This window comes from Phytopseudomonas daroniae (assembly GCF_004327285.1).
In the GTDB taxonomy this organism is placed as follows: Bacteria; Pseudomonadota; Gammaproteobacteria; order Pseudomonadales; family Pseudomonadaceae; genus Aquipseudomonas; species Aquipseudomonas daroniae.
In genome coordinates this window covers 235,547-253,782 of record NZ_QJUI01000001.1, presented here as the reverse complement: position 1 = coordinate 253,782, position 18,236 = coordinate 235,547, and the positions used below count along the sequence as shown (strand labels likewise).

The following is an 18,236-nucleotide window of genomic DNA, read 5'->3' as shown; positions in this document are numbered from 1 at the left end:
ACGAAGCTGTCTCCGCGCGATGCGATGGCAGCCATACAGCGGGATTCACGGTGCGACCACCCATCGCCGCGGGGTCGCGGCTCCCACAGAGCCAGGGCAAACCGCCGTTTTGTGGGTCAAATGCTTGACTGACTGGCATTTGGGGCTAGGCCCAGGCTTCGGCCACTTCGCTGAATATCTCCAGCATCTGCTCCAGCACGGCACGGGTATGCGCGACCGAAAGGTAGATGCGCCCGTATCCGGCGGGCATCGTCAGCAGGCCGCGCCGGCGCAGTGCCAGGTGCAGATCCAGCGAGCGCTGCGGCTTCAGCCAGGCGCTGGCCTCGCTGTAATCGCTCGGTGCCCGTGGCGCGTGCCAGCAACTGAAGACACTGCCATAGCCGCTGGTGCTCAGTGCCAGGCCGTTGCGCGCGAAGACCTGTTCCAGCGCCTGACGCAACCAGTTGCCGTCGGCCTGGTGCGTCGCGTAGTCGAAGCGCTTGAGCTTGCCGAGCGTCGCCAGCACGGCGGCGCAGGCCGGTGGGTTGCCGCTGTAGGTACCGGCGCGCACGACGTTGCCGGTTTCGAATCCGCGCATGACCTCTGCCGTTCCCAGCACCGCCGCGACCGGAATACCACTGCCTATCGCCTTGCCGACGCAGGCCAGGTCGGCGTCCACCGCGAAGGCCTGGCTGAACAGCCCGGCGCGCACCTGGAAGCCCATCAGCACTTCGTCGAGGATCACCAGTGCGCCATGGGCGTGGGCGCTCTTGCACAGCCGCTCCAGATAACCGGGCGCCGGAACCACGCAGCCGGCGTTGGCCAGCATCGGCTCGAGCAGCACCGCGGCGATGTCGGGGTGCTGCGCGAACAATCGCTCGATGTCGTCGAAGTCGTTGTAGCGCAGCAGGGTCATGCCGTCCTTCACCGGCCGCGCGCCGGGCATCTCGGCGTCGGCGCTGGCGGCGTTGCCGAAGGCGACCGGGTCGTACCAGCCGTCGTAGCCGGCGGCGAACTTGGCCACCAGCTTGCGCCCGGTATAGGCCCGGGCGGCACGGCAGGCGAGGTGCACCGCTTCGCTGCCGGTGTTGACGAAGATCACCTGATCCAGCGCGCCAGTACAGCTCGCCAGCGCGCTGGCCGCCTGCTCCTCCAGGGCGTGGGCGTAGGATGGCATGGGCGCGCGTCGCAGCGCCTCGGTCACCGCGTCCAGCACGTCCGGGTCGGCATGGCCGAGCTTGGCCGCGCCGAAGCCCATGGCCGTATCGATATAGGCGCGGCCATTCGTATCCCAGACCTGATGGGCCGCGGCACGCTGTGCCAGAAAGGGGATTCCGTCCAGAGCGGGCAAAGCGCGGCCGGCGCTGGATATTCCACCAACGAGATGGTGCATCGCATGGTTTCCTTGAAGTCGGGTAGAGCGGTTCAGTGATAAAGGGGGTTCAGTAACCGGCCATTCTCGGCAGCCACTCGGTGAGTTCGGGGAAGATCACCAGCAGCACGATGGCCACGGCGCTGGCCACCCAGAACGGCACCAGGCGCCGCGATACCGCGCCGATGCTCAGCTTGGCGACGTTACAGACGACGAAGATGTTGGTGCCCACCGGCGGGGTGAACAGGCCGACGCCGAGGGTGACGGTGAACAGCACGCCGATCTGGTAGGGTTCCAGGCCCGCGCTCTGGGCGATCGGCACCAGGATCGGCGCGAGGATGATCAGCGCCGGGCCCAGATCCAGCCACAGGCCGACCACCACCAGGGCGAGAATGACCAGGACGATGTCCACCACCGCGCCGCCATGCAGGCTGGTGATCCAGGTGGCGATGGTCTGTGGCACCTGCTCCACGGTCAGCAGCCAGCTGAAGGGTACCGCCACGGCCATGATGATCATGATCGCCCCGGTGGTGCTGACCGCTTCGATGATCGAGGGCCAGAGCACGTCCCAGGACAGCTCGCGATAGACCAGCGCGCCGACCAGCAGGGCGTAGATCACTGACAGCGCCGCTGCCTCGGTGGCCGTGGCCAGGCCGCTGACGATCGAGCCGAGAATCAGCGGCGGCATCAGCAGCGCCGGCAGCGCCGCGCGCAGGTCGAGGAAGAGGCGCCGCCAGCTCGGCCGGGTGTCCTGGCGCGGGAAGTTCTCCTTCACGCCGACCACGTAGGCGGCGACCATGAAGGTCAGCGCCAGCAGCACGCCCGGCAGGATGCCGGCCATGAACAGGCCGCCGATGGAGGTGTTGGTCAGCACGCCGTAGATGATGAACACCACGCTCGGCGGCAGGATGATGCCCAGGGTGCCGGACGCCGCCGTGACCGCGGCGGCGAAGGCCTTGGGATAGCCCCGCTCCTCCATGGCCGGGATCATCACCTTGGCCACTGCGCCGGTGTCGGCGGTGGCCGAGCCGGTCAGGCCGCCGTAGACGAACGAGGTGGCCACGTTGACCAGGCCGAGCCCGCCGCGAAAGCGCCCGAAGAGGTGCTCGGCGATGCGCATGATCTGCCGGGTCAGGCCGCCGCGGTTCATCAGCTCGCCGGCGAACAGGAACAGCGGAATGGCCATCAGCGAGAGCGAGTCGGCGCCGCGGATGGTCTGCTGCGCCAGCCAGCCCACCGGTACGCCGACATCGCCGAAGATCAGGGTGATGATGGTAGCGGCGGCCATCGACCAGACCACCGGCACGCCCAGCAGGAGGAACAGGAAGAAGCCACCGAACAGCAGGGCGATGATCATCGGGTCGCTCCCAGTACGCGGCCGCGGCCGGAAAATACCTTGAACAGACGGATGGCCGCGATCAGCAGCAGAACCACCGCACAACTGATCAGGGCCAGGGTGGTGATGCCGGTGGGCCAGCGCAGCACCGGCGTGGGAACCCAGGCCGAGCGCTTGAGCACCGCCAGTGCGCTGTACAGCAGCCAGCCGGACACGCCGGCCAGCAACACGGCGCAGAGCACCGTCATGGCGTGCTGGGCACGGGCCGGCATGAGCTTCAACAGGCCGTCGAAGCAGACGTTCTCACCGCGCAGCTCGGCGATGGCGGTGCCGATGAAGGTGATCCAGATGAAGCCGATGCCGGCGATCTCGAACGACCACTCGAAGCCCGACAGCTTGAAGCTGCGCGCGGCCATGCCCGCCACGATGGCGGTGAAGGTGGCGATAAACAGCAACCCACCGATCAGGCACAACACGCGCTCGCCCCAGCCTTGCCGGGCGCTGGTTTCAGGCAACTGACTCATGCGGGCTCCTTCAGGGCTGGGCGCTGGCTGCGGCGGCGCTGCGCACGCGCTGGATGAGTTCGTCGCCCCATTCCCTGGCGAAGGTGTCGTACACCGGGCCGGCCATGGCCCCGAACGGTGCGGTATCGACCTGGTTGACCTTGACGCCCTTGGTCTGCAGCTCGGCGATCACCTGCTCGGTCACGGCGCCCAGCTGGCCGCGGTACCAGGCGGTGACATCGGCCACGGCGGCATCGAGCGCGTCGCGCTGGGCCGGCTCGAGGCTTTCGTAGGTGTCGAGGTTCATGTACCACCAGTTCGCCGACCACAGGTAGTTGGCGATCGACAGGTAGCCTGCCGGCTCGTACCACTTCTGGTCGTAGTAGTCGCGGGCCTCCGGTTCGGCGCCGTCGACCACGCCGGATTGCAGCGAGGTGTAGACCTCGCCGTAGGGAATCGACTGGGCCAGGGCGCCGAACTGCTTCATGGTGGCGAGGATGGTCGGCATCGGCGGCGTGCGCACCTTCATGCCGGCCAGATCCGCGGGTGTGACGATGGCCTTGCGGCTGCCGACGAACTGACGGAAGCCCGAGTCCAGTGGGGCCAGCACCTTGTAACCGTGATCGTGGCCGAAGCCCAGTACTTCCTTGCCGGCGTCCGTATCGAAGAAGGCATAGACATTGGCCGCATCCTGGAACAGGAAGGGCAGGGTGACCACGTTCAGCCTCGGGTCGATGGGTTCGACCACGCCACCCAGGCCGATGTCGATCGAGCCCATGCCCACGGATTCGGCGATCGGGCCTTCATCGCCCAGCTGTCCATCGGGGAACACCCTGGCTTTCAACTCGCCGCCGCTTCTGGCCTCGAGTTCGGCGGCGAAGCGCGTCATCGCCTGGTTGACCAGGCTGTCGCCGCTCGAGGCGTGGGCGACACGCAGTGTGCGCTCCGCCCAGCTGTGGCCCGATGCCAGCAGGCACACGGCGGACAACGTGATCATGGGCAGCAGGCCGGCGCCACGCAGCAGGTTTGTCGATTTCATGGTGAACCCTCCCCGTTGAATAGCCTCGAGTGTACCCAGCGGCTTTCAGCGGCAGGCGGGTTTCGCCATAACAATAACTAATGCCGGCATGCGCTTTTTTATGGCCTGCCATCCCTGGCGGCCACCCTGCGGGCTGTCGCCAGCGACGTTAAAAATGGCTCCCGGCCATTTTTTATGGCCTGCCAGAGCCGTTCGGCGTCCGTAGGAGCGTCGACCCCGGCGCGAGGCGCTGGCGGCCTTTCCACAAACCGTGTCACGGCCACCAATCGCCGCGAGGTCGCGGCTCCCACACGAATCTGGCGGTCGAACGCTATCCGTAGCTCGGGTCGAGCGCAGCGACACCCGGGAAACCGTCCCCTGGGTATCGCTGCGCTCGACCCAGGCTACGGGGCAAGCCGTACTCCGGTCACGATCCACGTGGCGGGGTAACCACCATGGGCGCAACCGCGTGGGGTCGGGCTCAGGGTCGGTACAGCTTCAGGCTTTCCACCCGCGCGCGGTACGCCGCCAGGCGCTCCTTGAGCTGATCCTTGCGCGAACTGGCCACGCAGTGCAGCAGCACGTTGAGGGCGCTGGTCAGGCCGCCGGTGGACTCCAGGATCAGGCCGGTCTTGGTCTTCATGGTGATGATGTGGGGGGTGTCGATGTGCCGGGCGATGCCGTACTCGTCGGTGAACACCACCAGGTCGGTGCCCTGCTGCAGGCAGTTGTTGGCGAAGGCGACGCCGGCCTCGGCATAGGGCGCGATGTCGATCAGGATCACGCAGCAGCGCTGGTTGTGGCTGTCGATCCACTGGCCGAGCACGCCGCTGTAGAGGTCGAGGAACTCCACGCCCGAGCGCACCAGGGCCAGGCGGTTGGCGAAGTCCTCGGCCAGCCCGCGGATGGTCTGGAAGCCGCAGACGAACACCCGTTCGGCCTGGCTGACCCGGGCGACGATGTCCTGCCAGTGCTGGCTGCCGAGCTGGTTGGCGAAGGCGCTGAGCGCCTCGATCTCCTCGTTGAGATGGGCCAGCAGATCGTCGGGCTGCTGTTCGACGCGGTCGATCAGCGTGGTGTTGAGCAGTGATTGCACGCGGACCTCGTCGCGCAGTTCTTCCTTGAGGCTCTTCAGGCCCTTGTAGCCGAGGCGCCGCAGGAAACGGCTGACGGTGTTGGGGCTGACCCCGCTCTTGGCCGCCAGGCTGGCGCCGTTCTCGAACGCCAGGGTTTCCAGGTTGGCCTGGATATAGGCCCATAAGGTGCGCTCGGCCGGCGTCAGCTTGCCTTCCAGGTGTTGCATCTTGCCATCGAGCATGTCCGTTTCCCCTGCCATGCCAAATCGTTCTGACATTTAAATGTCAAATTGTTGGTCTTTGGAATAAATATATTCTACGCTACAACCGTACCGCAAAGAGACCTCGATCTGCCGCTATACGGGTGAAGAAAGCCAGCAGAAGTCTTTCCGCCCCGCGCTCGACTCTTGCGCAATTCCTGCCGCAACAAGCAAATGCCGCGCCTTCGAGCGGTCATAACAGTGGAGAACAGGAATATGCCCATCCCGCGTCCCCTGCGTCATCTCGCCCTGTGCGTCGCCTGCGGCGGCAGTCTCGTCTCCGGCGCCGCCCAGGCTGCCGAGGAACTGCGGCTATACAACTGGGGGGATTACATCAACCCCGAGGTGCTGAGCCGCTTCAGCGCCGAAACCGGCATCAAGGTGTCGCTCGACACCTACGGCAGCAACGAGGAAATGCTCGCCAAGCTGCAGGCCGGCGCCAAAGGCTACGACATCGTCTTCCCCTCGGTACACATGCACGACAGCATGGCCGCGCTCGGCCTGTTGGAGAAGACCGACATCAACCAGGATCCGGGCTTCGCCAACATCGATCCGGCCTTCCTGCGCGCCAAGTCCGATCCCCAGGGCGAGTACTGCATGCCTTACGCCTGGGGCACGGTGGGCATCTTCTACAACAAGAGCAAGGTGTCCAGGCCGATCGAGAGCTGGGACGATTTCTTCGCCGAGGCGCAGGCCGGCAAGAAGGTGATCATGCTCGACGACATGCGCGAAACCCTCGGCGTCGGTCTGATCAAGGACGGCAAGTCGGTCAACAGCAACGATGCCGCCGAGCTCAGGCAGGCCGCCGACTGGCTGATCGAGCGCAAGCCGCTGATCTCCGCCTTCACCTACGATAGCGTGCCGATGGTGCAGTCCGGCGATGCCGCGGCCGCGCATTATTTCGTCGGCGCGATGATGTACGTGAAGCAGGATCCGCAGAATCTCGCCTACGTCATCCCCAGAGAAGGTGCGACCCTGTACCAGGAAGACATGTGCGTGCTCAGGAGCGCGCCGAACAAGGCCAACGCCAAGCGCTTCATGAGCTTCTTTCTGCAACCGGAGATCGCCGCGCTGAACACCGCGCAGCAGATGAACGGCACGCCCAACAAGGAAGCGCTCAAGCTGCTGCCGGCCGAGCTGCGCGACAACCCGCAGGTCAACCCGCCCGCCGAGGTGATGGCCAAGCTGCAGATCTTCGAGGATCTGGGTAAGGGCCTGCGTCAGTACGACCGGGTGTGGACGCGCGTGCGTACCGCCAACTGAGTGCTGGCAGGTCGCGGCTGGAGCATCGCATCGAAGTAGCCTGGGTTGAGCGAAGCGATACCCGGGTCAGCGTGCGATGGGTATCGCTTCGCTCAACCCATCCTACGGAGGTATGGGCGGGGCTTTAGCCGCGGCGGCTTTACACCTTTCCGGGAGTTGTCATGACTGTCTTCACCCAGACCGCGCCGGTGGTCGAGATTCGCGCCGCCGTGAAGCATTACCGCGCCCCCGAAGGGCATCTGGTGCGCGCCATCGACGGCCTCGACCTGGCCGTCGGCGCCAACGAGTTCGTCACCCTGCTGGGGCCGTCCGGCTGCGGCAAGACCACGCTGCTGCGCACCATCAGCGGTTTCGAGCAACTGGACGGCGGCGAGCTGCTGATCCAGGGCCTGCCGATGAACGCCGTGCCGCCGCACCGCCGCCCGGTGCACACGGTGTTCCAGAGCTACGCGCTGTTCCCGCACATGAGCATCGGCGACAACGTCGGCTATGCCCTGGATGTGCGCGGCGTGGGCAAGGCGGAGAAACGCCAGCGTGTCGGCGAAGCGCTGGAGCTGGTCGGCCTGGCCGGCATGCAACTGCGCAAGCCCGGCCAGCTTTCCGGCGGCCAGCAGCAGCGCGTGGCGCTGGCCCGCGCCATCGTCGACCGCCCGGCGCTGCTGCTGCTCGACGAGCCGCTGTCGGCGCTCGACCGCCAGTTGCGCCAGGCCATGCAGCGCGAACTGAAGAACCTGCAGCACGAGCTGGGCATCGCCTTCGTCTTCGTCACCCACGACCAGGAAGAGGCGCTGACCATGAGCGACCGCATCGTCGTGCTCGATGGCGGCCATATCCAGCAGATCGGCGCCCCGGCGGAAATCTACCAGCGCCCGGCCAACGCCTTCGTCGCCGGCTTCATCGGCGAGAGCAACCTGTTCGACGTGCACGTGACCGCCGTCGACCAGGGCGTCGCCTACCTGATGGACAGCCAGGGCGACCTGCTGCGGGTGCGCCATGGCGGGTTGCAACGCGGGCAGTACGCACAACTGATGCTGCGCCCGGAACAGTTCCACCTGCACCGCCCCGGCGAGGGCTTCGCCGCGCTCGACGGGCAACTGGAGCAGGTGCTGTTCATCGGCAAGGACTTCGAACTGCTGCTGCGCACCGCCCATGGCCGCCGGGTCAAGGCGGTGCTGCGCGACGCCGCGCTGCAGGGCGTGCAGCAGCTGCGCCCCGGCGCTGCGCTGCAGCTCTGGTACGGCCTGGAGGCCGCGCACCTGATCCCGGGAGGTGCCTGATGCTGGGCGAACGCCTGCGCCTGATCGGCCTGCTCGGCCCGGTGACGCTGGTCATCGGCGTGTTCTTCCTCTCTCCGCTGGCGATCATGGCGCTCTACAGCCTGCTCGAGCCGGGGTTGTATGGCGGTGTTGAATGGAATTTCTATCCGGACAATTTCGGCCGCGTGCTGGGCTGGGCCGATGGCACCGTTGAGGACTTCGACCCGGTCTACCTGGCGATCATCCTGCGCTCGTTCAAGCTGGCCGGGCTGACCGTGCTGGCGACCCTGGCGCTGTGCTATCCGGCCGCCTTCTGGGTGGCTCGCCAGCCCGAGCGCATGCGCAACTTCTGCCTGTTCCTGATCACCCTGCCGTTCTTCACCAGCCTGATCGTGCGTCTGTACGCCTGGCTGCTGATCCTGCGCCCCAGCGGCTTCATCAACACCACGCTGCTGGCGCTGGGCATCCACAATCCGCTGGAGCTGATCTACACCGAGACGGCGGTGCTGATCGGCATGACCTACATCTTCATCCCGTTCATGTTCATGCCGGTCTACGCCAGTGTCGAGAAGCTCGACCGGCGCCTGCTGGAGGCCTCGGCCGATCTTGGCGCGAGCCGCTGGCAGACCTTCTGGAAGGTGATCTTCCCCATGACCCTGCCGGGTATCGCCGCCGGCTCGATCATCGTGTTCATCCCCAGCCTGGGCAACTTCATCGTGCCGTCGCTGCTGGGCGGCGCGCGCGTGCTGATGATCGGCAGCCTGGTCGAGCAGCAGTTCCTCGCCGCGCGCAACTGGCCGTTCGGCGCGGCCCTGGCGATGCTGCTGATGGCGGCGGTACTGATCTGCCTGGTGCTCTACGTAGTGGTTCAGGGACGCAACAGCATGCAGGAGGCCAGCCGATGAACACGATGCTCGCATGGCTCGGCCGCCGCCTGCTGGGCGGCTACAGCCTGGCCTTCTTCGTCTTCCTGTACCTGCCGATCGGCCTGATCGTCGCCTACTCGTTCAACAGCAACCCGATCAACATGATGATCTGGGACAGTTTCAGCCTGGACTGGTACCGCTCGTTGTTCGGCCTGTCCACCAGCCTCAGCGAGAACGCGCTGTACGTGGAGTCCACCGACCAGTTGCTGGCGGCGCTACGCACCAGTCTGATGGTGGCGCTGACCACCACGGCGATCTCCACCGTGATCGGTACGCTCACCGCGCTGGCCCTGGCGCGCCATCGCTTCCGCCTGCAGAAGTTCTACCGGGTGCTGCTGTTCATGCCGATGCTGATGCCCGACATCGTGCTCGGCATTGCCCTGCTGATCTTCTTCGTCGGCGTCGGACTGCCGCTGGGCAAGACTTCGATCATCATCGGCCACTGCACCTTCCTGATCAGCTACGTGTTCCTCATCGTCAGCGCGCGCCTGGCCGGCATGGACACACGCCTGGAAGAGGCCTCGGCCGACCTCGGCGCCTCGCCTTGGATCACCTTCCGCCGGGTGACCCTGCCGCAGATCCTGCCCGGAGTGGTCGGTGGGGCATTGCTGGCGTTCATCATCTCGATGGACGACCTGGTGATCACCTACTTCATCGCCGGTGTCGACTCGACCACGCTGCCGGTCTTCATCTACGGCATGATCCGTCGCGGCATCAAGCCCGAGATCAACGCCATCGCCACCCTGCTGCTGCTCGCCTCGCTGCTGATCGCCGCCCTCGGCCTGTACCTGCGCAACCGCAAGCCCGCCACCTCCCAGGATGACGCCCATGGCTAGACCTCGCGCCCGCGAACTCGGCCTGCCGCTGCCCGGCAGCACCGGCCCGCACAACGCCATCACCGACGTACCCGGCGTGCTGGTCGGCTACCGCACGATCAACGGCCTGGCCGACAACGGCCGGCGCATCCAGACCGGCGTCACCGCCATCCTGCCGCGTGGCCGCAACCCCGAGCCGCAGCCGGTGTGGGCGGGCTTCCACGCGCTCAACGGCAACGGCGAGATGACCGGCACCCACTGGATCGAACACGGCGGCTACTTCGTCGGCCCGCTGTGCATCACCAACTCGCACAGCGTCGGCATCGTCCACCACGCCGCCACGCGCTGGATCATCCGCCAGTACGCCGAAGCCTGGCAGCACCAGCACCTGTGGGCCATGCCGGTGGTGGCCGAGACCTACGACGGGGTGATCAACGACATCAACGGCCAGCACGTCGGCGAGGCCGATGCCCTGGCCGCGCTGGATGCGGCATCCGCCGGGCCGATCGCCGAAGGCAACGTCGGCGGCGGCAACGGCATGATCTGCTACGGCTTCAAGGGCGGCACCGGCAGCGCCTCGCGCCTGGTCGAGATCGACGGCCAGCGCTACACCCTCGGCGCCCTGGTGCAGGCCAACCACGGCCAGCGCGCCTGGCTCAAGGTGTGCGGCGTGCCGGTGGGCGAACGCTGGGGCGAAGACGCGCCGAGCGGGCTGGAGCGCGAGCGCGGCTCGATCATCGTCATCCTCGCCACCGACGCGCCGCTGCTGCCGCACCAGCTGGGGCGCCTGGCGCAGCGCGCCGGTATCGGCATCGGCCTGGGCGGCACACCCGGCGGCAACAACTCCGGCGATATCTTCCTTGCCTTCAGCGTCGCCAATCCTCGGGCATTGCCACAGCTGTCGACGACCAGGCTGAATCTCGACTACCTCAACGACGAGTGCCTCGACGCACTTTATCTGGCGGCTGTCCAGGCCACTGACGAGGCCGTGCTCAATGCCATGCTGGCCGCAGAGGATGCGCCGATGCAGAAGCCCGAAGGCCTTTGCAGGGCGCTTGATGGCGAGCGTTTGCTGGCAATGATGGCTAAGGTCTGATCAACGGTGTACCAGATCGCTCTTGAGCTGGGCGATGCGTTGGTCTTTTTCTTCCCATAAACCGCTGACCCAGGCCTGTACGTACTGGCGGAATTCGCCATCGTTCTGGTAATCGCCCTGCCACAGGGCGGGATCAAGTGGTCGCGTACGGATATCCATGATGACCCTTGGCACCTGGCCGCTGATCAGCTTCCAGAAACCGGGCGGGGTCTTTTCCGCATAGACGATGGTGACGTCGAGAATGGCGTCCAGTTGTTCGCCCAGGGCGGCGAGCACGAAGGCCACACCACCGGCCTTGGGCTTGAGCAGGTACTGGTAGGGCGAGCCCTGCTGAGCCTGTTTGGCCGGGGTGAAGCGGGTGCCTTCCAGGTAGTTGACCACGGTAACCGGCAGTTCCTTGAATTTCTCGCAGGCATGCTTGGTGATCAGCAGATCCTGTCCCTTGAGGTGCGGATATTTTTCCAGCTTTGCCTTGGAATAACGCTTCATGAACGGGTAATCCAGCGCCCAGAACGCCAGGCCGAGAAAGGGCACCCAGATCAGTTGCTGCTTGAGGAAGAACTTGAAGTAGGGCGCCTTGCGGTTGAAGGCTTGCACCAGCGCCGGGATGTCGACCCAGGACTGGTGGTTGCTGATCACCAGATAGGAAGTGTCCTGATGCAGCTCGCCACCGCCGCGTATATCCCACTGGGTGGGCGTAAGAGCCGCGAAGATGCGTTTGCAGTTTTCCGCCCAGAACTCGGCAACCCACATCACCTGGCGCGAGCAGGCGGCCTTCAGTGCCTTGCCCGGCAGCACGAACTTGCCGAGGGCGATGAGCAGCATCGGCCCGATCAGGATCAGGGTATTGAGCAGCAGCAGGAGGATAACGGTGAGGCCGGTGAGCAGGCGGCGCATGGCAACTCCTTGTGGGCGCGAAGTGCCCATCATAGGCAGGCGCGACGTTCGCGCCAAATCGGTGCGCGGTTCGGTGCGTTACGCGATATGAGTTTGGCGAGTGGCCAAGGTTTCAATCGCATCATGCTGTGCGACGGTGGCCAGGTCGAGCGCACCGGCACCTGAAATTTCCTGGGTATCGCTGTACTCAACCCAGACGTAGGGTGGATCGGGGCGCGTAGCTGACGCCTTTTTCATCCAGCATCGCGGAGCCGGGGCTGGTGGACGGATGAAGCGCCGTCCACCCTACGGGTCAGAACAGTCGGGCGAGCAGGGCGGTGACCGCCGTTTCCACCCGCAGAATGCGCTCGCCGAGTTGCACGGGCTGCAGACCGGCCTCGGCCAGTTTGTCCACCTCATAGGGAATCCAGCCGCCTTCGGGGCCGATGGCCAGGGTGACCGGCTGCTCGACAGCGCGGGGGCTCGCCGGGTAGTGACCGGGATGGCCGACCAGGCCGAGAGTGCCAGCCGCCAGTTGCGGCAGGCGATCCTCGACGAAGGGCTTGAAGCGCTTCTCGATGATCACCTCGGGTAGTACCGTGTCACGCGCCTGTTCCAGGCCGAGAATCAACTGCTCGCGAATCGCCGCCGGCTCGAGAAAGGGCGTCTGCCAGAAACTCTTTTCCACCCGGTAGCTGTTGAGCAGGATCAGCCGCGGCACGCCCATGGCGGCGACGCTTTGCAGCACGCGCTTGAGCATCTTCGGTCGTGGCAGGGCGAGCAACAGGGTAATCGGCAGCTTGGCCGGTGGTGGTTGGTCGAAGCTGACCTGCAGTTCGGCGCTGCTGGCGTCCAGCTGCAGTAGCTGACCGCGGCCCATGTCGCCGCCGAGGCGGCCGACCCTCAAGGTGTCGCCGTTCTCGGCGCGGTGCACCTCGTGCAGGTGAGTCAGGCGGCGGCCATCGAGGCGTACGCGGTCGGCGGCGATGAAGTCGCCGTCCTCGAGGAGCAGCAGGTTCATGGCTGCGTGCTGGGCGGCTGATCGGCCGGGGTTTCCTCGTCGTCGGGCTCGCCGCGACGCTTGCGGATCAGGCTGCCGGCGATGATGCCCAGCTCGAACAGCAACCACATCGGCACTGCCAGCAGGGTCTGCGAGAAAATGTCCGGCGGCGTCAGGATCATGCCGACCACGAAGCAGCCGATGATCACGTAGGGGCGAGTCTTGCGCAGGTACTCGACATCGACCACGCCGATCCAGATCAGCAGCACCACGGCCACGGGAATCTCGAAGGCCACGCCGAAGGCGAAGAACAGCGTCATCACGAAATCGAGGTAGCTGGCGATATCGGTCATCATCGACACACCTTCGGGCGTCACGCTGGCGAAGAAGTGGAAGATGATCGGGAACACCAGAAAATAGGCGAAGGCCATGCCGCTGTAAAAGAGAATGATGCTGGAGACCAGCAACGGGATGGCGATGCGCTTCTCGTGTTTGTACAGGCCCGGTGCGATGAAGCCCCAGACCTGATGCAGGATCACCGGCATGGCCAGGAACACCGCGACGATCATGGTCAGCTTGAACGGGGTGAGGAACGGCGAGGCCACGTCCGTGGCGATCATCGTTGCGCCTTCCGGCAGGTACTCACGTAGCGGTGCGGAAACCAGGGTGTAGATCTTCTGCGCGAAGTAGAACAGGCCGGCGAAGATCAGGAAGATCGCCGCCACGCAGCGCAGCAGGCGCGTACGCAACTCGGCGAGATGGGAAACCAGCGGCATTTCCTGGTCGTTGTCGGAGAGTCGACTCATGGTTGCGGCGTCTTGTCCTGGCTGGCGACGGGCGCCGGTTCGGGCCCTGTAACGGGGGTGTGCTCAGGCGCAGCGGCTGCCGGGGCGGGCTCGGCGCCGGGTGCCGAATACTGCGTGGGCGGCGGCGTTTCGGCCTGGGGCGCGGGTGTGCTCGGTGGCAGAATGTCGTTCTTCACCGCCTGCATTTCCCGCTCCAGGTCGAGAATGTGTTCGTTATGCAGCTGGCGCCGGATCTCGTCGGCGCCGATTTCGCGCTCGACCTCCGACTTGATCGCATTGAAGCTGCGCTTGATGCGGCCGATCCACAGCCCCGCGGTACGCGCGGCACCGGGCAGGCGCTCGGGGCCGAGCACCAGCAGGGCGATCAATCCGACCAGCAGCAGCTCGCTGAAACTGATACCGAACATGCTCTGGCCTCAGTCCTTGCGCAGGGGTTCTTCGACCTTGCTGGCCTGGCCTTCGACGGTGTGCGGCTGGTTCAGCGGCGCCTGTTGCTGGTGCGGTTGCTGAGCCTGCGGGTCGGCCGGTTTGCTTTCGTCTTCGTTCATTGCCTTGCGAAAACCCTTGATGGTTTCACCGACGTCGGAACCAAGGTTCTTGAGTTTCTTGGTGCCGAACACCAGCACGACGACGATAAGGATGACTACCCAGTGTTTCCAATCGAAAATGCCCATGTTTTGTTGTCCTCGTCAGAGTCTCTATCAGGCTGTTGAAAACCTACCTACGTTTTCAGCGGCCCGCTATTGGTTGTCGCTATCCGGGCGCGCTGCTTTCTCCGCATGCCCGGACAGGCCGAAACGGCGATCCAGTTCGTCCAGCACCGCCTGCGGGTGCTGATCCAGCGCGGCCAGCATGACCAGGCTATGGAACCATAGATCGGCAGTTTCGTAGATCAGGTCGCTGCAGTCACCGCTGGTGGCAGCGTCCTTGGCGGCAAGAATGGTTTCCACCGATTCCTCGCCGACCTTCTCCAGGATCTTGTTCAGACCCTTGTGGTACAGGCTGGCCACGTAGGAGCTGTCCGGTGCCGCACCCTTGCGCGATTCCAGCACCTCGGCCAAGCGTTTGAGGGTATCAGTCATGGCGGTGTTCCGGTGCATATATGGTGTGCGGATCTTTCAACACGGCGTCGACGGTCTTCCAGGCACCCTTCTCGAACACCCGGTAGAAGCAGCTTTCGCGACCGGTGTGGCAGGCGATGCCGCCGAGCTGTTCGACCATCAGCACGATCACGTCGGCGTCACAGTCCAGGCGCAGCTCGTGGAGCTTCTGCACGTGGCCGGATTCCTCGCCCTTGCGCCACAGCTTGCCGCGCGAACGCGACCAGTAGATGGCGCGCTGTTCGCTGGCGGTCAGGGCCAGGGCTTCGCGGTTCATCCAGGCCATCATGAGGATGCGGCCGGTCTGGTGATCCTGGGCGATGGCCGGTACCAGGCCGTCCTCGTTCCAGTTGATTTCATCTAGCCAGTCGTTCATTGCTCTCTCGTATTCATGGCGCAGCGGCGCCTGCTCTCTCGTTGCCAAGTGTGCCAGCCACGGCGTTGGCTGGCTATCGGCGCAGGATCAGGTACAGACCACTGGCGCTCATCAGCCAGGTCGGCCAGGCCGTGGCCGGTTCGCTCAGGTTGCCGGCGCCCAGAGCCAGCACCACGCCACCGCCGAGCAGTGCTGCGCCGATCAGCCGCACTGCCCAGCCATCGCGTTCGCGCCACGGCGGTGGCGGGTCGTTGGCATGGGGCTGGGCCATGCGCTCGAGCAGGCTGCGGGTCATGTTGGCCAGGTGTGGCACCTGCTCGACCTGGCTCTGCAGGTTGTGCAGCAGGTTGCGCGGGCTGACTCGCTCGCGCATCCAGCGCTCGAGGAACGGCTGGGCGGTCGTCCACAGATCCAGATCCGGGTAAAGCTGGCGACCCAGGCCTTCGATGTTCAGCAGGGTCTTCTGCAGCAGCACCAGCTGCGGCTGGATTTCCATGTTGAAACGTCGCGCGGTCTGGAACAGGCGCATCAGCAGCAGGCCGAAGGAGATGTCCTTGAGCGGGCGCTCGAAGATCGGCTCGCACACGGTGCGGATCGCCGCTTCGAAATCGTTGACCTGGGTTTCGGCCGGTACCCAGCCTGAGTCGATGTGCAGCTGCGCCACCTTGCGGTAGTCGCGCTTGAAGAAGGCCACCAGGTTGCGCGCCAGGTAGTCCTGATCCTCGGGGGTGAGGCTGCCGATGATGCCGCAGTCGATTGCGATGTACTGCGGGTTCCAGGGCGTTCGCGTGCTGACGAAGATATTGCCGGGGTGCATGTCGGCATGGAAGAAGCTGTGGGTGAACACCTGGGTGAAGAAAATCTCCACACCGCGTTCGGCCAGCCGTTTCATGTCTGTGCGCTGATCGGCCAGGGTCGCCATGTCGTTGACCTGCACGCCGTAGATGCGCTCCATCACCAGCACCTTGGGTCGGCACCAGTCCCAGTAAACCTGCGGTACGTAGAGTAGATCCGAACCCTCGAAGTTGCGCCGCAGCTGGCTGGCGTTGGCCGCCTCACGGAGCAGGTCGAGCTCGTCGTAGATGGTCTTCTCGTAGTCGCTGACCACGTCCACCGGGTGCAGGCGGCGGGCTTCGGCCGAGGCGCGTTCGGCCAGTTTGGCGAGCAGGAACAGCCAGGCCATGTCGGCCTTGATCACTGGCTTGAGGCCGGGGCGCACCACCTTGACCACCACTTCCTCACCGCTTTTCAGCTGCGCGGCGTGCACCTGGGCCACCGATGCCGATGCCAGTGGCTGCGTATCGAAACGGGCGAACGCCTGGCTGACCGGCACGCCGAGCTGTTCTTCGATCAGCGCCAGGGATTTGGCCGGGTCGAACGGCGGTACGCGATCCTGCAGGTGCGCCAGTTCGTCGGCGATATCCGGCGGCAGCAGGTCGCGGCGAGTGGACAGCAACTGGCCGAACTTGATGAAGATCGGCCCCAGCTCTTCCAGGGCCAGGCGCAGGCTGGCGCCGCGGCTCAGGGACGAGGGCTTGCGCGGCAGCCAGCGCCACGGCAGCAAAACACGCGGCGCACGCAGCCAGAACGGCAGCGGCAGGGCGAACAGCAGGTCATCCAGGCGGTAGCGGATGACCACGTAGAGGATGCGCAACAGACGACGAACGGCAAGCAGCTTCATGCGATGGGCTTATGGCGTTGGACGAGACGCTCGATGCGCGCGTCGAGACGATCGAGGGAAAGTTTCAGGTCATCCAGTTCGGCAAAACGCGCCTCGGCCTCGCGGTAACCAACCAGGGCGCGCGACTCTTCGCTGAGGTAGTCGGCGAGGCTCAATTGCAGGCTGTGCAGATTGTCCCGCGTCCAGCCTGTGCGGCTGCGCAGGTGACCGGCCAGCAGCGGCGTGGCGACGGGGCCGAGCCAGCGCGACAGCTCGTACTCCCAGTCCAGTTCGAGATCCTGCAGTACGCCGGTCAGTTCCATCAGCGCGCCACTGTCGCCGTCGAGATCGACCTCCGGCTCGTGCAGCACGGCCTGCTTGTCCTTGGCCAGGGCCAGACGCAGCAGAGCGCTGGCGGGCGCGCGCAGGGTGCAGTCGACCTCGCCGGCCCACTGGCTGGCCAGACGCAGGCCCTCGCCATCGGCGAGGATGAACAGCTGTAACGCTGGTGCCCGCGATTCGACCGCAATCACTCGACCATTCAGCCGGGCCAGGCGTGGCAGGGCGGTGCTGTCCAGCGCCAGGACGCGGTTGAGGCCGCGCTCGACGCCTGCGAACAGGGCCTGGGTCAGCATCAGGGCTTGATACCGCGGTGCAGGGCGACGATGCCGCCGGTCATGTTGTGGTAGGTCACTCGGTCGAAGCCGGCACCCTGCATCATGGCCTTGAGGGTGTCCTGATCCGGGTGCATGCGGATCGACTCGGCCAGGTAGCGATAGCTCTCGGCGTCGTTGGTGACCAGCTTGCCCACCAGCGGCATGAAGTTGAACGAGTAGGTGTCGTAGACCTTGGACAGCAGGCTGCTCTTGGGTTTGGAGAACTCCAGCACCAGCAGGCGACCGCCGGGTTTGAGCACCCGCAGCATGGAGGCGATGGCGGCGTCTTTATGGGTGACGTTGCGCAGGCCGAAGGCGATGGTCACGCAGTCGAAATGGTTGTCCGGGAAGGGCAGCTTTTCGGCGTCTGCCTGAACGAACGCGATGTTGCCCGATACGCCACGGTCGAGCAGGCGGTCACGGCCGACCTTGAGCATCGAGGCATTGATATCGGCCAGCACCACTTCGCCGGTTTCGCCGACCAGGCGCGAGAACTGCCGGGCCAGGTCGCCGGTGCCGCCCGCGATATCCAGCACGCGGTTGCCGCTGCGTACGCCGGACAGTTCGATGGTGAAACGCTTCCACAGACGATGCATGCCGCCGGAAAGCAGGTCGTTCATCAGGTCGTACTTGGCGGCCACCGAGTGGAACACTTCGGCGACCTTCTCCGCCTTCCTGCTTTCCGGAACATCCTGGAAGCCGAAGTGGGTGGTGGGTTCGCTGCCGTCGTTCTTGCGCGGATCGTTCATGTCGCCCTTTCCTGAAATCCGAGAGGCTCTATAAGCCGAGTGCGGGCATTCTAAACCGAAAACCCCGGCACAGGCTGCAAGCGCGGTAGTGGGTCACAGGGCGCTTCTTGTAT

General features: G+C 65.3%; 20 protein-coding genes. 5 read left to right on the top strand and 15 right to left on the bottom strand.

The window, feature by feature from the left end:
- Nucleotides 1-145: 145 nt before the first annotated feature.
- The 5 genes from DNK06_RS01120 to DNK06_RS01100 all read right to left on the bottom strand — a co-directional run bounded on the left by DNK06_RS01120 (nt 146) and on the right by DNK06_RS01100 (nt 5,544).
- The gene (locus tag DNK06_RS01120; RefSeq protein WP_131178204.1) at nt 146-1,372 is read right to left on the bottom strand and encodes an aspartate aminotransferase family protein; all 1,227 of its coding nucleotides are present in this window, start codon (nt 1,370-1,372) and stop codon (nt 146-148) included.
- A 49-nt stretch (nt 1,373-1,421) separates the two neighbouring features.
- A complete protein-coding gene (locus tag DNK06_RS01115; RefSeq protein WP_131175253.1) occupies nt 1,422-2,708 on the bottom strand; it encodes a TRAP transporter large permease in 1,287 nt (428 codons plus the stop codon).
- The gene (locus tag DNK06_RS01110) at nt 2,705-3,211 is read right to left on the bottom strand and encodes a TRAP transporter small permease (protein WP_131175252.1); all 507 of its coding nucleotides are present in this window, start codon (nt 3,209-3,211) and stop codon (nt 2,705-2,707) included. The genes DNK06_RS01115 and DNK06_RS01110 overlap by 4 nt, the downstream gene beginning before the upstream one ends.
- 10 nt (nt 3,212-3,221) lie before the next feature.
- On the bottom strand, nt 3,222-4,229 hold the full coding sequence (locus DNK06_RS01105) for a TRAP transporter substrate-binding protein (protein ID WP_131175251.1): 1,008 nt from the start codon (nt 4,227-4,229) through the stop codon (nt 3,222-3,224).
- 460 nt (nt 4,230-4,689) lie between these two features.
- Complete coding sequence (locus DNK06_RS01100; RefSeq protein WP_242674645.1) at nt 4,690-5,544, bottom strand: MurR/RpiR family transcriptional regulator; 855 nt, start codon at nt 5,542-5,544, stop codon at nt 4,690-4,692.
- A 216-nt stretch (nt 5,545-5,760) separates the two neighbouring features.
- On the opposite strand from DNK06_RS01100, the gene DNK06_RS01095 reads away from it, so the two are divergent.
- The 5 genes from DNK06_RS01095 to DNK06_RS01075 all read left to right on the top strand — a co-directional run bounded on the left by DNK06_RS01095 (nt 5,761) and on the right by DNK06_RS01075 (nt 10,900).
- Nucleotides 5,761-6,807, top strand: coding sequence for a polyamine ABC transporter substrate-binding protein (locus tag DNK06_RS01095; protein ID WP_131178203.1), 1,047 nt, complete (start codon nt 5,761-5,763; stop codon nt 6,805-6,807).
- A 161-nt stretch (nt 6,808-6,968) separates the two neighbouring features.
- The gene (locus DNK06_RS01090; protein ID WP_131178202.1) at nt 6,969-8,084 is read left to right on the top strand and encodes an ABC transporter ATP-binding protein; all 1,116 of its coding nucleotides are present in this window, start codon (nt 6,969-6,971) and stop codon (nt 8,082-8,084) included.
- Nucleotides 8,084-8,968, top strand: a complete 885-nt coding sequence (locus tag DNK06_RS01085; protein WP_242674644.1) for an ABC transporter permease — start codon at nt 8,084-8,086, stop codon at nt 8,966-8,968. The genes DNK06_RS01090 and DNK06_RS01085 overlap by 1 nt, the downstream gene beginning before the upstream one ends.
- Nucleotides 8,965-9,825, top strand: a complete 861-nt coding sequence (locus DNK06_RS01080) for an ABC transporter permease (protein ID WP_131178201.1) — start codon at nt 8,965-8,967, stop codon at nt 9,823-9,825. The genes DNK06_RS01085 and DNK06_RS01080 overlap by 4 nt, the downstream gene beginning before the upstream one ends.
- Nucleotides 9,818-10,900 (top strand): DmpA family aminopeptidase, encoded by a 1,083-nt coding sequence (locus DNK06_RS01075; RefSeq protein ID WP_131178200.1) that lies wholly within the window; start codon nt 9,818-9,820, stop codon nt 10,898-10,900. Before DNK06_RS01080 ends, DNK06_RS01075 begins: the two co-directional genes overlap by 8 nt.
- On the opposite strand, the gene DNK06_RS01070 is transcribed toward DNK06_RS01075, so the two are convergent.
- The 10 genes from DNK06_RS01070 to ubiE form a co-directional block, all read right to left on the bottom strand.
- On the bottom strand, nt 10,901-11,797 hold the full coding sequence (locus tag DNK06_RS01070; protein ID WP_131178199.1) for an acyltransferase: 897 nt from the start codon (nt 11,795-11,797) through the stop codon (nt 10,901-10,903).
- A gap of 292 nt (nt 11,798-12,089) precedes the next feature.
- A complete protein-coding gene (locus tag DNK06_RS01065; protein ID WP_131178198.1) occupies nt 12,090-12,797 on the bottom strand; it encodes a 16S rRNA (uracil(1498)-N(3))-methyltransferase in 708 nt (235 codons plus the stop codon).
- The gene (tatC, locus tag DNK06_RS01060; RefSeq protein ID WP_131178197.1) at nt 12,794-13,582 is read right to left on the bottom strand and encodes a twin-arginine translocase subunit TatC; all 789 of its coding nucleotides are present in this window, start codon (nt 13,580-13,582) and stop codon (nt 12,794-12,796) included. The genes DNK06_RS01065 and tatC overlap by 4 nt, the downstream gene beginning before the upstream one ends.
- Nucleotides 13,579-13,989, bottom strand: coding sequence for a Sec-independent protein translocase protein TatB (gene tatB, locus DNK06_RS01055; RefSeq protein WP_131178196.1), 411 nt, complete (start codon nt 13,987-13,989; stop codon nt 13,579-13,581). The genes tatC and tatB overlap by 4 nt, the downstream gene beginning before the upstream one ends.
- Before the next feature lie 9 nt (nt 13,990-13,998).
- Nucleotides 13,999-14,256 carry a twin-arginine translocase TatA/TatE family subunit gene (locus tag DNK06_RS01050; RefSeq protein ID WP_131178195.1) on the bottom strand — a complete coding sequence of 86 codons (258 nt, stop codon included), beginning with the start codon at nt 14,254-14,256 and terminating at the stop codon, nt 13,999-14,001.
- Between the two features lie 66 nt (nt 14,257-14,322).
- Nucleotides 14,323-14,664, bottom strand: coding sequence for a phosphoribosyl-ATP diphosphatase (locus DNK06_RS01045; protein ID WP_131178194.1), 342 nt, complete (start codon nt 14,662-14,664; stop codon nt 14,323-14,325).
- Entirely contained in the window at nt 14,657-15,058 is a 402-nt protein-coding gene (hisI, locus tag DNK06_RS01040) for a phosphoribosyl-AMP cyclohydrolase (protein ID WP_131178193.1), read from the bottom strand. The genes DNK06_RS01045 and hisI overlap by 8 nt, the downstream gene beginning before the upstream one ends.
- A gap of 73 nt (nt 15,059-15,131) precedes the next feature.
- On the bottom strand, nt 15,132-16,739 hold the full coding sequence (ubiB, locus tag DNK06_RS01035) for a ubiquinone biosynthesis regulatory protein kinase UbiB (RefSeq protein WP_131178192.1): 1,608 nt from the start codon (nt 16,737-16,739) through the stop codon (nt 15,132-15,134).
- On the bottom strand, nt 16,736-17,353 hold the full coding sequence (locus DNK06_RS01030; protein WP_131178191.1) for a ubiquinone biosynthesis accessory factor UbiJ: 618 nt from the start codon (nt 17,351-17,353) through the stop codon (nt 16,736-16,738). The genes ubiB and DNK06_RS01030 overlap by 4 nt, the downstream gene beginning before the upstream one ends.
- Nucleotides 17,353-18,123, bottom strand: a complete 771-nt coding sequence (ubiE, locus tag DNK06_RS01025; protein ID WP_131178190.1) for a bifunctional demethylmenaquinone methyltransferase/2-methoxy-6-polyprenyl-1,4-benzoquinol methylase UbiE — start codon at nt 18,121-18,123, stop codon at nt 17,353-17,355. The genes DNK06_RS01030 and ubiE overlap by 1 nt, the downstream gene beginning before the upstream one ends.
- Nucleotides 18,124-18,236: the final 113 nt, after the last annotated feature.